Here is a 13624-nt window from a genome sequence, read left to right on the forward strand (position 1 = left end):
TAGGCATAAAAGAAAGAGCGGAAAGCGTCCACCTGCAGCGAATTTTTCTCTGGCACCGTCTGTCTGCAAGCCAATTCTCACCCCGTTACTAAATAAAAACCAAAATAAAAAGGGGACCAGCGAAGGTCTGCTTTCAGCAGACATTCGGGTCACCCTTTGGGAATACCTATTTGATTAGAAACGTTTGAAGCTGTGGAATTTTTTGCCCCAGTATGGATCGTTCATGCTCTTAACTTCAGCTTTCGCTCCGCCAGAGTGTACGAACTGGTTGTTGCCGATGTAAATCCCAACGTGTGAGATCCCAGCGCGGTACGTGTTAGCAAAGAATACCAAGTCGCCTGGTTGTGGGCTGCTGACAGTGTATGTTTCAGCGAATTGTGAAGTCGTCGTACGTGAAACGCTCTTGCCGGCTTGTTTGTATGCGTATTGAACAAATCCGCTGCAGTCAAATCCTGCACGCGTTGTGCCGCCGAATTTGTAAGGAATGCCTTTTAGAGACAATGCTGCTGATACAACTGATGAAGAAGATGCTGTTTTTACAGAAGCTTTTTTAACAGTAGTAGAAGTAAGCAATGTGCTCAATACCCATCCTGATTTACCGTTGACTTTCACTTTGTACCAAGTCGATTTGCCGACTTTCTTTTGATGAGTAGCTGTAGCGATTGATCCTTTTTTAGCCATTGTAACAACTTTGTATTTAGTTCCCGCATCTGCGCGGACGTTTGAGTTGTATTTCATTTTGAATGTGCCTGATTTAGCAGTTGCTTTGCTTGCTGCAACCTGCTCAACAGTCGATTCAGATGTTTCGTATGATGTAGGTGCGTTATCTTGTGTAGTTTGTGCTTGTACGTCCGTGGTTGAGTTAGCAAATAGCAATGATCCGGCTGCGAGTAAAGTAAAGACTAGTTTTTTCATTGTTGTTGGTTCCTCCAATATTTTTATTATCCAAGTATATGAATTAATAATATTTTGCTCTGTCATTTACTATATAGACAGAGCATCGTAAAAACAACGTCAATTCAATTGCAGTTATATTACAGTTGTATAACAAAAAGAATTCAAGCTCCAAAACCCTAATATAGCAGGCTTTTTAAGAGGCGAAAAAAAGTTAAAAAAGGTTTATTTCTTTGAAAAAAGGGTTTTAATTTAAAAAATAGGGATTTTAGTTACGATTAATCTCCTAATAAATCCAAAATTTAAAATGTTTCCAGCTTTATTTTAGCTATGCAAGATAAAAAAATACAAAGTTACCTTAGACGATATCGCAAAAAGCCATCTAGCATGGATTTTACACAATTATTTATCAAAAAAATAAGATACTATCTTAATAATGAGAAAACTTAGATTACAATAACATTTGTTAGGTGCGATTTTGACAGAAAACCGTCAACTTCTTACAATAAAATAAATTAGAAAATTCAGAAAGTTGGTGAAGGCGATGAAAAAGATTCTTTCCATTGATGGCGGAGGTGTGCGAGGCATCATTCCTGCCATGCTGCTCGCGGAAATTGAAGCGCAGACCGGAAAGCCGGTTGCTGAACTGTTTGACTTAGTTGTCGGGGCTTCAACTGGAGGCATCCTGGCACTCGGGCTGGTTGCGCCAGACAGAAAAATTCCCGAACAACCCCGCTATACAGCAGACCAGCTTCTTGGATTTTATTTAGAAGAGTCGCATGAAATTTTTGATAAAACGTTTTTTTATAAAATCACCCGCGGTATTTTCGCGCGGCGCTACCATGCGCGCGCCCTGGAAAAAGCTTTAAAGAAATACTTCGGGCACACCATGCTTTCCGAAGCGTTAAAAGATGTCGTCATTCCCAGCTATGAAATCCACGGGCGCTATACAGCCTTTTTCAAGAGCCGCGACGTCCACACGAAAAAAATTGAAAAAGATGTATTAATGAGAGATGTGGCACGCGCCGGCTCGGCAGCACCGACTTATTTTGTACCGAAAAAGATCAAAGCTTATCCAGATGCCACTTTTATCGACGGCGGCGTTTTTGCCAATAACCCGGCCATGTGTGCCTATGCTGAAGCTAAAGAGATTTTTCCTGATGAGGACGATCTGCTCATCGTGTCGCTCGGTACGGGAAATCCGCAGCTGACCATCAAATTCGGCAACTTCAGAAACTGGGGGCTGCTCGGCTGGGCACGTCCGCTCTGGTACATCCTCATGGACGGCAGCTCGGATGTGGTCGACTATCAATTGAGATATGTCTTGCCGGAAAGAGAAGAAGTAAAACGCTATTACCGCTTCCAGATCGAGTTGCTGCAAAAAGGCACAGAAAAACTCGACGACGGTTCTGAGGAAAACCTCAATGCCCTCGTTGAACTCGGCCAACAGCTCCTCGACGAACAGCGCGAAGACATCCGCAGACTCTGCCGGCAGTTGCTGGAATAAAGTCTGTCATACAGTTGTAATCATTTCGTAGTGGCTCAATTCCCGGCGACAAGCTAAACTAATAAAGGCATTATGTTTGGGGCGACGATTTTTATCGAGTTTTGCATATTTTTAAATTGCCAAATTGAATAAAACGTGAAAAGTCATAAAGACTTGCAGCCGAAAGCGAAGCCGGTTCGCCATCTTATAACAACAAACAGAACATTAAATTTACCTATAGATAAGAAGGAGTTGCCCAAATGACCAGAAGATATGACTATATGGATTGGCTGCGGGTCTTGTCGATTTTCGTAGTTGTCGGCATCCATGTAGTATCAAAAATCATCAACAATACGACCACCGACGACTGGATCTGGCAGTTTGCCAATGTCTTTGATGCCGGCCTGCGCTGGTGCGTACCGATTTTCTTCATGCTCAGCGGTGCTTTGCTGCTGACGCGTGATAAAGAAGAAAGCGTTTGGGAATTCCTGCGCAAGCGGTTGGCGAAAGTCGTCATCCCACTCATTTTCTGGAGTTTCATCTACACGCTGTACAACATCTACCAGCTGGGCGAATCGTATACCGCGTATGAAATCCTCGTGCAGTTCCTGACAGACGACATCTATTACCACTTGTGGTTTTTATACACCATCACCGCCCTGTATCTCATGGCCCCATTTTTGAAGCTGCTGGTCACTCACATGGACAAGAAAACCTTCCAAGCCTTCTTGCTGTTCTGGATAGTCTTTTCCTGTTTCCTGCCGTTCCTGCCGAGATTCTTCGACTTTGAACTCGCCATTACACCGGGACTATTCGAACCCTATATCGGCTATTTCCTGCTCGGCGCTTATCTCGTGCTGTACCCGGTGCCGAGAAAATACTTATGGCCTCTCGGTGGACTTGCCATCATCGGCTATTTCGTTACCTTATGGGGCACCTACTATTTGAACGTCGGGCTGCCAGCCGACGAATTCGATGCTTTCTTCTATGAGCATTACCGTCCGAACGCCTTGTTCATCACGCTATTTATTTTCGTTGGATTCCAGCATATGGCGAAAAGGATCAAACCGAATCCGCTGATCACACGCATCAGCACCGCCACATTCGGCATCTACGTCATCCATCCGCTCATCCAAGTATATTTGAATAAATTCTTTGGGCTGAACGAAACCACATTCAACCCGATCATCAGTGTGCCGCTCGTCTGGATCATCATCTTCGCCATCTCTTTCGGAATCATCCTGGCAATGCAAAAACTGCCAATCGTCAACCGATTAGTACCATAGGAAAAAAGCCCGTCTTCTTATTGAGAAGACGGGCTTTTGTGAATTTGCAATGGGGATGTGAGAGAGGCAATAGATTTTTTGTTGTTCTACAAACGCTTCGGCCGCTTTGGAGTGGGTTCCCACAACAAGCCAGGCCAGCTCTGCTTGCCCGTCTCATCGCTCCACCCACTCCGGCTACGCGCCTCAGCTAAATCACTGTTATATACCTAAAGCTTCTATAAGTGTTTGAGGTAATTAACTAGATTGGGTTCTTGACCCTCTCGGCAGCGAAAGTGCACGCGCCTTCGTTTGGTAAAGAGGAAGAAGAGATATTTTCGTGAATGAAGAATTGAAGTGGTAAATGCTAAACCATTAAGTATTGCTCGCTCTAAGTAAAAGCGATCCCATCAAACTCAAAATTAACAACAAGAAGAACCCTTAGAGAAAGAGCGGAAGGCGGCGACTCCTGCGGGGAAAGCATGAGCCGGAGCCACTGGACTGAGCAAAGCGAAGGAAGCGGCAGAGGCCATGCCCGCGGAAAGCGTCCGCCTGCAGCGATTTCTTTATCCGGATACATCTACACAATTTTACAAACTCCACTCACTATCTTTACAAAAATTAGGTCTCTGCTCACATTCCATTTCGGAAGCCGAAGGGTATACTGGAATTGTTCCGCAATTCTAATTACGAGGAGATGGACTAATGACGATTCAGAAAAAGCTTACAGCCGTGACGGCAGCCTCCGTCTTGGCAATAAGCAGCTTGGTGGCTGCAGGACCTGCACTGGCGGCTCCTGACGCATCCGCAAAAGCAGTCTCAGAAAAAGGTCAAGGCAACGGCAAAGGAAACGGCTGGGGCAAAGGTGGAAATCCGAAGAACGCACACGAAGTCTCGCTGCAGATTCTGGGCACCTCCGATCTTCACACCAATTTCGTCAATTACGATTACTACCAGGACAAAATCTCAAACTCACTCGGTCTTGCCAAAACCGGTTTGTTGATTGAACAAGCACGCGAAGAAAACAGCAACACCTTGCTCTTCGACAATGGAGACCTCATCCAAGGGACACCGTTTGGCGGCTATAAAGTTTCAGTCGATCCACTGGAAGACGATGAACTGCATCCAGCATACGCGGCACTCGAATCATTGGATTTCGATGCCTCCACACTCGGCAACCATGAATTCAACTTTGGTCTTGATTACTTGGACAACGCACTCGAAGAAGCGCCGTTCCCGGTGCTGAACGCCAACGTCTATGACGCAGAAACCGGCGAAAACCGCTACACGCCTTACACCATCATCGACAAAGGAGTCGTTGACAGCAAAGGCAGAAAACACACCATCCAAGTCGGCGTCATCGGTGTCGTGGCACCTCAGATTATGAAATGGGACCGCGCCAACCTCGAAGGGAAAGTCGTTGCGGAAGATGCAGTGGAAACCGTCGAGAAATTCCTTCCTGAAGTCGAAGGAGCGGGGGCCGACGTGGTTGTCGTCCTGTCGCATTCTGGGATGGGCGATGAAACCCACGAAGTCGGGGAAGAAGACATTACCTATCAGCTGACGGAAGTGGAAGGCGTTGACGCCATCATCACGGGGCACAACCACGACGTGTTCCCAGGCTCATATTCAGAACTAGCCAACGTCGACCAGGAAAATGGCTTGATCAACGGCACACCTGTGGTGATGCCTGGTAAATTCGGCAGCCATTTGGGTGTCATTGACCTGACACTCGTGAAAAAAGGCAACGACTGGAACGTCACGGACGAACAGGCAGAACTTCGCGCCATTGATTCAACGACTGATGAAGTAGCAGAACAAGTGGTTGAAGCTGTCAAAGAAGCGCACGAAGGAACAATCGAATACGTGCGCAGCCCAGTCGGCGAAACAACTGCCCCGATCAACAGCTACTTCTCATTAGTGAAAGACGATCCATACATCCAAATCGTCAACAACGCGCAAAGCTGGTACGTGGATCAAAAGAGAGCCGGTACAGCCAATGCAGAACTGCCGCTCTTATCAGCAGCGGCTCCGTTTAAAGCAGGAGGGCGCAACGGCGGCGATTATTACACCAATATCGAAACGGGCCAAATCGCCATCAAGAACGTAGCGGACCTGTATGTCTTTGACAACACGGTATTCGCCTTGAAGCTGACAGGTGCGGACTTGAAAGAATGGCTCGAGATGTCAGCCGGACAATTCCTGCAAGTGGACCCGGCAGCAACAGGCGAGCAGCAGCTCATCAATCCGGATTTCCGTACCTATAACTTTGATGTCATTGACGGCGTCACCTACGAAATTGACATCACGCAGCCGGCGAAATACGATGCAGACGGCAACACGGTCAATGAAACAGCCAGCCGCATCCAGAACCTTTCTTATGAAGGAACGGCAGTCGCAGCTGACCAGGAATTCCTGGTAGTGACGAACAACTACCGCGCAAGCGGCAACTTCCCGGGTGTCCGGAACGCTACAGAAACAATCGACTATGCGTATGAAAACCGCCAAGTCATCCAGGATTACATGGAGGAACTCGGCACAATCGATCCCTCTGCTGATGGCAACTGGTCATTCGCACCGATCACAGGCGACCCAAGCCTCGTATTCGAAACTTCAGCAGCAGCCCAGAGCCTGATTCCCGCAGACAGCGGCATCAGCTACCTGGAAGCAGCAGCAAACGGTTTCGCTAAATACGGAATCACGATTCAGTAAAAGCAGCAAGCATCCTGAAAAGGGTGCTTGTTTTTTTTGTGGATAATACTAGCTTCTACAGTCGCCGCGACTTGAATTTTCGCAAATTCAGCCTACCGTTTCTTAGTAAATAAAAGACTCCGTAAAAACCACTTTCTTCTATAGAAGAAAGACCAGCTTCTTCTTGTCAAGGAAGCTTAAGGAAGAAACACTTTTCCAATGCATTGTCGCAAACCAGCTGTCCAAATGGCCTCCGCTATTATCTTGTCTCCCTAAAGTGATTTTTATCATCCACCCTCCAAAATGCATTAAAAGCTGAATGCTCTATTAGACCTAAAAAGCCATACAAGAATAAAAAAGTATATGCCAACTAAAGGTGTTAACATTAAATATCTTCCATTTTAACGTATAATCCTGACTACTTCGAAAAAATATGTATCTAAAGACTGGTAAATTTTATAATTAGTAATGCAAATTATCCATTTCTGTTGTATAATAATTAAATATTTAGAAAACAAGAACTTTTAACCTAATTTTAACTCTACTAATCTATTATAGAAAACATTCGTAGGATAAAAGATTTATATAGGTTATGATTTAAAGTGACCAATGCACCCTATATCTTCAAAAATCTAGTGAGCGAGGTGAAGGACAGTGAGCGCCAAGACAATACTTGTCACAGGAGGCCACGGATTTATCGGCTCCAATATGATCCGTTATTACTTAAACAAATACCCGGGCTATCAAATTATTAACATTGACTACAACACAGAAGCAGCCAGTCCGGCTAATATTGACTGTCCGGAAGTATCAGCGCGCTATTCATTCCACCGCGTCGATATCCGCAATGCGTACGCCATTAACCACTTATTCGAGCTCTATGAAATAACCGATATCCTCCACTTTGCGGCAGAAACGCGCGACATCGACAGTGTCGGAGAGATTCGCTTGTATGAACAAACCAATGTACTGGGCACCTTGAATTTGCTGCAGGCCGCACAAGACAACTGGATGAAAAAAGAACATCAACCCAAAACAGCTTATGCCACGTCACGCTTTCACCACATTACTTTGGCAGACACCAAAGATGACAGCTTATACAGCTTCAGCAAAACAAAGACCGATGCACTGGTGTTGGAATTCCATGAAAAATACGGCTTGGAGGTTGTCACTACCGCAAGCCCGAAAGTTTTTGGACCGATGCAGAAGGAAAGCGAGCAGATTCCGACTTGCATCCGACAAGTGCTGAACGGTGAATCCATAATTGTTGAGAAAGAAGAACAGCTGCGCGATTGGCTTTTTGTCGGCGACTTATGCGAAGCAATCGATACGGTTTTTCATTTAGGAGAAGCTGGTAAGCTTTACGCAACAGGTTCTACCGCAAGCCTCACGGACGGAGAACTGATGCAGGAAGTTGCTTCACTGCAAACGGATTTCCCGGGAAATACAGAAGCTGTTGATCAACCGAAAAAGATAGAATCACACGCCTTTAAGGCAAGCAGATCTCAAATTCCTGGATTTGAACCATTCACATCTCTAGAAACAGCCTTAAAGATCACCATTGACTGGTACAGCAAAAAATACAAATACGCAAGCCTGTAAAGGCCATTCCATCAGATGAGGTGAACAGATGATTACATTCAGTAATGACCATTTTTTCGAATTCGAAAAGCCTGCTCGTCCCGTCAAATCGATTGCACTTATCCACAAGAATATGAAACCAGGCGGCGTAGAGATGTTGATTGTCCGTATGGCCAAATGGCTGAGCGCGCGCGATTACAAAGTGACGTTGTTCTTGTTCAGCAGCGGCGGACCTTTGTTGCGTCAATTGGAAACCGTTAAAAACGTAACCATTGTAGTCGATGAAGATTCAAGCGATCCTTCAGTGAATCTCTGGCTCGTCACCAAAATGCTGCAAATGCGTTTAGACGATAAGTTCGATCTTGTTTATTCGTTCGATCCGAAATCTTTTTTATTGTCGTATTTGTTGCCGGCTAATAAACGGATGTCTGGTGTCTATCATCCGGAAAGCTATAAAAAAGAGCGCATGAGCTCGGTCATCAAAACCTTAAAAGTGATCGATCCAAAATTCTACAAAAAGTTGATGTTCATGAACCCTTCCATTAAGAAGGTTACGGAAGAGGCCATAGGGGAGCCGCTAAACGACACGATTTTCCCGCTGCCTTTAGACTTTTGTCCACCATCCGTCAACTTAAGCAACTTCCAGTCACGCCGCATCGTCTCTATTGGGCAGTTGGCGCATTTCAAAACCTACAATTACTACATGGTCGATATCATGGAAAAGCTGATTGAGATCGATCCATCCTTTACATACCATATATACGGAACGGGGCAAGGGGAAGACACGCTGCGCGAGAAAATCGCTGCGTCTCCATCGCGTGACCACATCTTCATGCACGGCGCCATTACGTATGAGGGGAAGAAAAATGCCTTGCAGGATACGTTTTGTTTTGTCGGCATGGGAGTGCCATTGATTGAAGCGGCAGGCTGCGGAATTCCAGCCATCACCGCTAAAATAAACGACCGTTTCGGATTGACAGAGGGCTTCTTGGATCAATTGCCGCCTTACGAAAGCGGAGATTCGTTCTCGGAGCATAGTGATCTGTTCAGCGTACAGTCTCAAATTGAGAAATTGTTGCTGAATGAGATTGAATATCTCAAAGTTTCCAAACAAGGCCGGATAAAAGCCCATACCGAATTCGAAAGCAACCAGGTTATGGAAAAATTCATCAAAGAAGCAGAAATGAAGACGGCTGCGTTCAGATTGCATTGAGCTCCATTCAATGCATTAGCGATTTAAATTACTGAAATTTCAAATAATATGTATATGTAGTCTGAATATCATAAATTTATAAAAATAAACATGCCATTTAGACTAGTAATATCGACTTACTAGGACTATAATAGATATATGAGCAGGGGGAAGATACGCAAGACCTATATAAATTCAATGGGAAGTGAGATGAAGGCCTTATGATGAAATATGACTCTTATAGAGAGAAAATAGAGCAGCAGCATAACAAAGCCTTAGTGGAAGTCATTAAAGACTTTTACATCGAACAGGACTTGGGCCCATCCGTGAGCGCCAAAAACCTGGGAATACCAAGACGAGTCTTTATGCACTTTGTCCAAGCATACGGGTTGAGAAAACTGAAGTTCGAGAATTACAAAAAAAAAATGATCTTTTTGCCGGAACGTCAGATGGCCCGGTAAAATAAGCATTGCGCAAAACCCCATTCCTGATCACAGGAATGGGGTTTTGTTTTGGGTAGGGTTTAGAAAGTAATGATAGAAGAGGAGTAGGGGAAAGAAATCGCTCCAGGTGGACGCTTTCCGTGGGCACGGCCTCTGTCGCTTCCCTTGCTCCTGCGATCACGTCGCAAAGTGAAAAACCTTTGCTGCGCTCAGTCCAGTGGCTCGGCCTCGTGCTGCTCCCGCAGGAAGCGAGCCGGGCTGTGCCTGACTCGTTTGCGACGAAGCAGCGCAGCGATGCAGGAGCATATCTTTGCCCTTCGCCGCCGTGCGCCATTTCTTTATGTTTTCTCATTTTAAAAGTAAGATCAAGAAAGTGCAGTGTTCTAAAGGGGGAAAAGTAATCAAGGCGTTCTCTCTTTAAGCGAAGGCGCGTGCACCACCGCGTCAAGCGGTTCCAGAACAACTCTCCTATTATTCCTTCATAAAAGTATGGGAATAAGTTTATAAAACCATCACTCAGCTGAGGCGCGTAAAGGGAGGGGACGGAGCGATAAGACTGGCAAGTGAAGCGCTGCCCGGCTTATCGCGGGAGTCCACTCCAAAGCGGCCGAAGCGATTATAGAATAACTCGAACACTTTCGAAAAAGAAAAAGCGCAATCCCTTTACAGGACTGCGCTCACCTATCTTACATCTCCAAATGCTCTTTCAAAGTCGTTTTGATCTCTGCCAATTCAGCATCATCCATCATGTAATACCAGATGCCGTTAATGGTTTCTCCGTAGCCATCTTCAACCATCAGTTGATCAACCGTACCAATCGCATCACGGTAATTCGATTGGACGTCCATCATTTCATCAAACGTCATATTTGTGCGGACGTTGTCACCGAGGGCGGTGAAGATGTCCTTGTAGTTTAGCAGGCTGTTGACTGATGCGCCTTCTTTCATGATGGCTTGAATCACTTGTTTCTGGCGGTTTTGACGACCAAAGTCACCTTCCGGATCCTGCTTGCGCATGCGGACATACCCCAATGCTTCTTCGCCATCCAATTCAATCGTGCCTTCAGCATATCCATCAAACGCTCTTGTGTTGTTCACTTCCACACCGCCGACTGCATCGACAATGTCTTTAAAGCCTTCCATATTCACTTGCATCACGTAATCAATCGGAATATCAAGTAAGTTTTCCACGGTAGCCATCGACATTTCAATGCCGCCAAATGCATAAGCGTGGTTAATCTTATCCATTGTGCCGCGACCGATAATCTCGGTATACGTATCACGCGGAATCGATACCATCTTTGTCGATTTCTCTGCTGGGTTAACGGTCATGACAACGACTGTATCCGAACGACCGCGGTCGTCTTCGCGTTCATCGACGCCCAACAACAAGACGGAGAAGGGATCTTCTTGATTCAAGTCGATTGCTTGGTCCGTTGCGCGTTTTTCCGAAGCTTCGCGATCGATTGGTTCGTGCATTTCATCCAATGTATTGGTGAAGCTATTGTAGATTGTAAACAAATAGATGCCAAGACCGATGACGATCAATGCAAGAATCCCAACAATCCACGGCCATTTTTTCTTCTTGTTCTTTTTCTCTCTTCTTCCCATTATAAAAATTCCCCTTTTAGTCAGCGATAAAAAACGCTTCTAATTCTTCTGCCCATAATCCAGCGCCATTGTCATTTGGTAATCCATCTTCCGTTAAATAATTCTTCAACTCGACATCGTCTGTATCCGGCCATGCAGACCAGTGGTCAATATAAGCATAACCATTGTTCGCGGCAAATTCATCCAATGCAGTGACCTGGGCTAAGTAATAGCCAGCACCGTAAATCGGCTGCGGAGGATGGAGGACAAGTACCGCATCATCTACTTCGGCAGTCATCGCTGCATCAAACGCTTTGATGTGCTCACGCTCCTGTTCGATGGCAATACGGTCATTGTTCATCAAGGTCATTGGCTCGAGCAACACCAAATCATATCCGGCAGACAAGTCGACATTTACCAGAAATTCAGATGTCCTTGATACTGAAACGATATCCACTTCAATAAAGTTTCCGTATGTTTCTTCTATAGAAGACTTTAATTGCGCTGCATAACCAGGTTGCCCCGATTCAAGTGCCGCAGAACCGGCAATCAGCATCTTCAGGCTCTCACCTTCGCTTCTATCTAAAACTAGCTGCTGGACTTGCTCGTCCATATTGGCAGTCAGTTCTTCAATGTTCACAGAAGTTTCATTCGTCGTTTTTGTTTCTGTAGCAGAAGCCTCTTCTTTAGTGTTATCGGCACCCTGTGAATTCGCTTCCTCAGGCTTCTCCAACACATTCTCAAGCTTGTGCTGCCAAGTTAAATAACTAAATACTAGTGCAATGATACAAATAATAACAGCAAATACTGCTCCAATTTTATATAATTTCATCGTATACTCCTTTCAAAAAACACCCATACTTACAAATAAAGATAGCATAAATCATTCTAATAGCCTATAAATCTTTTTAAAATTGGAAGTTCTTTCGGCTCTTTCCTATGCTATACTATTTTATGTTGTTTATGAATCAAAAATGATAAGAAATTGAAAATAAAAGGAGATAATCACTACATGGAAGAAACCATCAGTTTACAAGACCTGTTTAAAACGCTGAAAAAACGGGCTGGGCTAATTGCTCTTATGACTCTATTAGCCATTACCATCGCAGGAGTTGTATCGTTTTTAGTCCTCACTCCAATGTATGAGACTTCCACACAGATCCTGGTCAACCAGGAAGCGTCGGATGCTGCCCAATTGACGAACCAGAACATCCAAACCGACCTTCAATTGATCAATACATATTCAGTCATCATCAAAAGTCCAGCGATTTTAGATGAAGTGTCAAGTCAGTTAAACCTTGATATGACCGTCGAGCAGCTGAACAATAAAATCACCGTCGCTACCGCTGAAAATTCTCAGGTGGTTAATGTTACGGTTCAAGACGAAGATCCGGCGCAGGCAGTAGAAATTGCCAATACGACAGCTCAAGTTTTTGAAGGCGAAATTATGGATTTGATGAACGTCGACAACGTTTCAATCTTATCGCCGGCTGTATTAAAAGAAAATCCATCACCGGTTGCACCAAATCCAATGCTGAATATGGCGATTGCCGCAGTCATCGGATTGATGCTTGGAGTAGGAATCGCATTCTTGCTTGAATACTTGGATACATCGATTAAGACACAAGAAGACATTGAAGAAATTCTGGGTATTCCTTTACTCGGAGTCATTTCACCTATTAAAGAAGAAGCAAAATTAGAACAATCGACAACATCAAGCAGAAGGGCGGGATAACACAATGGCGAGAAAGAAAAAAGTCCTGCAGGAAACTGCACGTAAACTCATCGCATTTACAACACCGCGTTCGTTCGTATCGGAACAATTCCGTACCTTGCGTACAAACATAAACTTTTCATCACCGGATGCAGAAATCCGTACCCTTGTTGTCACTTCAGCAGCACCTTCGGAAGGAAAGTCGACAACTTCGGCAAACCTCGCAGTTGTTTTCGCACAGGAAGGCAAAAAAGTATTGCTGGTGGACGCCGATATGCGCAAACCTACGACGCATTATACATTCCGTATGGGGAATACGGTTGGTTTGTCTAGTGTATTAACACGTCAAAATGCTATCCAAGAAGTTATCCGCCCAACGGCAGTTGAGCGTTTGGATCTGATGACATGCGGACCAATTCCGCCAAATCCAGCTGAGCTATTGGCTTCCAAGTCCATGACAGCCTTGATTGAGCAGTTGAAAGAGGTTTATGACCTAGTCATCTTCGATGCGCCGCCTGTTCTTTCTGTAACGGATGGACAAATCTTGGCGAATAAATGCGAAGGCACCATTCTAGTGGTTAGCTCAGGAAATACCGAAAAAGAAATGGCGTTAAAAGCAAAAGAAGCCATTGACTCTTCAAATAGCCGACTAATTGGTGCGGTGTTGAATAATTACGCTCTGGCAAAAGACAGCTATTACTATCAATATTACGGAAATACAGAGTAAAAAGGGCTTCCTTTTTACTTTTTTTTAAGCATCAAAGGAGGATGA

11 protein-coding genes are annotated in these 13624 nt (G+C 44.9%); 8 read left to right on the forward strand and 3 right to left on the reverse strand.

The features are described 5' to 3' along the window. Window positions 1-174: 174 nt before the first annotated feature. Window positions 175-915 (reverse strand): C40 family peptidase, encoded by a 741-nt coding sequence (locus FQV26_RS04195; RefSeq protein ID WP_146556110.1) that lies wholly within the window; start codon window positions 913-915, stop codon window positions 175-177. 523 nt (window positions 916-1438) lie between these two features. On the opposite strand from FQV26_RS04195, the gene FQV26_RS04200 reads away from it, so the two are divergent. The 6 genes from FQV26_RS04200 to FQV26_RS04225 all read left to right on the forward strand — a co-directional run bounded on the left by FQV26_RS04200 (window position 1439) and on the right by FQV26_RS04225 (window position 9567). Further along, window positions 1439-2401 carry a CBASS cGAMP-activated phospholipase gene (locus FQV26_RS04200; RefSeq protein WP_146556111.1) on the forward strand — a complete coding sequence of 321 codons (963 nt, stop codon included), beginning with the start codon at window positions 1439-1441 and terminating at the stop codon, window positions 2399-2401. A 239-nt stretch (window positions 2402-2640) separates the two neighbouring features. Then, window positions 2641-3666, forward strand: coding sequence for an acyltransferase (locus FQV26_RS04205; protein WP_146556112.1), 1026 nt, complete (start codon window positions 2641-2643; stop codon window positions 3664-3666). Between the two features lie 681 nt (window positions 3667-4347). Then, window positions 4348-6354: a bifunctional 2',3'-cyclic-nucleotide 2'-phosphodiesterase/3'-nucleotidase gene (locus tag FQV26_RS04210; RefSeq protein ID WP_146556113.1), complete on the forward strand. Its 2007-nt coding sequence runs from the start codon at window positions 4348-4350 to the stop codon at window positions 6352-6354. Between the two features lie 633 nt (window positions 6355-6987). After that, window positions 6988-7935 carry a GDP-mannose 4,6-dehydratase gene (locus FQV26_RS04215; RefSeq protein WP_146556114.1) on the forward strand — a complete coding sequence of 316 codons (948 nt, stop codon included), beginning with the start codon at window positions 6988-6990 and terminating at the stop codon, window positions 7933-7935. Between the two features lie 28 nt (window positions 7936-7963). Next, window positions 7964-9127 (forward strand): glycosyltransferase, encoded by a 1164-nt coding sequence (locus FQV26_RS04220; protein WP_146556115.1) that lies wholly within the window; start codon window positions 7964-7966, stop codon window positions 9125-9127. A 203-nt stretch (window positions 9128-9330) separates the two neighbouring features. Further along, entirely contained in the window at window positions 9331-9567 is a 237-nt protein-coding gene (locus tag FQV26_RS04225) for a hypothetical protein (RefSeq protein ID WP_261384259.1), read from the forward strand. 668 nt (window positions 9568-10235) lie between these two features. Here FQV26_RS04225 and FQV26_RS04230 read toward each other — a convergent pair. Continuing rightward, a complete protein-coding gene (locus FQV26_RS04230; protein ID WP_146556117.1) occupies window positions 10236-11159 on the reverse strand; it encodes an LCP family glycopolymer transferase in 924 nt (307 codons plus the stop codon). 16 nt (window positions 11160-11175) lie between these two features. Continuing rightward, on the reverse strand, window positions 11176-11970 hold the full coding sequence (locus FQV26_RS04235) for an SGNH/GDSL hydrolase family protein (RefSeq protein WP_146556118.1): 795 nt from the start codon (window positions 11968-11970) through the stop codon (window positions 11176-11178). Between the two features lie 180 nt (window positions 11971-12150). Between FQV26_RS04235 and FQV26_RS04240 the strand changes: the two genes are divergently transcribed. Together FQV26_RS04240 and FQV26_RS04245 are read left to right on the forward strand one after the other, a co-directional pair. After that, on the forward strand, window positions 12151-12873 hold the full coding sequence (locus tag FQV26_RS04240) for a YveK family protein (protein WP_146556119.1): 723 nt from the start codon (window positions 12151-12153) through the stop codon (window positions 12871-12873). A gap of 4 nt (window positions 12874-12877) precedes the next feature. Next, on the forward strand, window positions 12878-13579 hold the full coding sequence (locus tag FQV26_RS04245) for a CpsD/CapB family tyrosine-protein kinase (protein ID WP_146556120.1): 702 nt from the start codon (window positions 12878-12880) through the stop codon (window positions 13577-13579). The last annotated feature ends 45 nt before the right edge of the window (window positions 13580-13624 follow it).

It is taken from the genome of Planococcus sp. CPCC 101016, assembly GCF_007859295.1.
Taxonomy (GTDB): domain Bacteria; phylum Bacillota; class Bacilli; order Bacillales_A; family Planococcaceae; genus Planococcus.

Excerpts from the sequence above, each read along its gene's own strand:
- FQV26_RS04195 (WP_146556110.1), bottom strand. The coding sequence starts at position 915 with ATGAAAAAACTAGTCTTTACTTTACTCGCAGCCGGATCATTGCTATTT.
- FQV26_RS04200 (WP_146556111.1), top strand. The coding sequence starts at position 1,439 with ATGAAAAAGATTCTTTCCATTGATGGCGGAGGTGTGCGAGGCATCATT.
- FQV26_RS04205 (WP_146556112.1), top strand. The coding sequence starts at position 2,641 with ATGACCAGAAGATATGACTATATGGATTGGCTGCGGGTCTTGTCGATT.
- FQV26_RS04210 (WP_146556113.1), top strand. The coding sequence starts at position 4,348 with ATGACGATTCAGAAAAAGCTTACAGCCGTGACGGCAGCCTCCGTCTTG.
- FQV26_RS04220 (WP_146556115.1), top strand. The coding sequence starts at position 7,964 with ATGATTACATTCAGTAATGACCATTTTTTCGAATTCGAAAAGCCTGCT.
- FQV26_RS04225 (WP_261384259.1), top strand. The coding sequence starts at position 9,331 with ATGAAATATGACTCTTATAGAGAGAAAATAGAGCAGCAGCATAACAAA.
- FQV26_RS04230 (WP_146556117.1), bottom strand. The coding sequence starts at position 11,159 with ATGGGAAGAAGAGAGAAAAAGAACAAGAAGAAAAAATGGCCGTGGATT.
- FQV26_RS04235 (WP_146556118.1), bottom strand. The coding sequence starts at position 11,970 with ATGAAATTATATAAAATTGGAGCAGTATTTGCTGTTATTATTTGTATC.
- FQV26_RS04240 (WP_146556119.1), top strand. The coding sequence starts at position 12,151 with ATGGAAGAAACCATCAGTTTACAAGACCTGTTTAAAACGCTGAAAAAA.
- FQV26_RS04245 (WP_146556120.1), top strand. The coding sequence starts at position 12,878 with ATGGCGAGAAAGAAAAAAGTCCTGCAGGAAACTGCACGTAAACTCATC.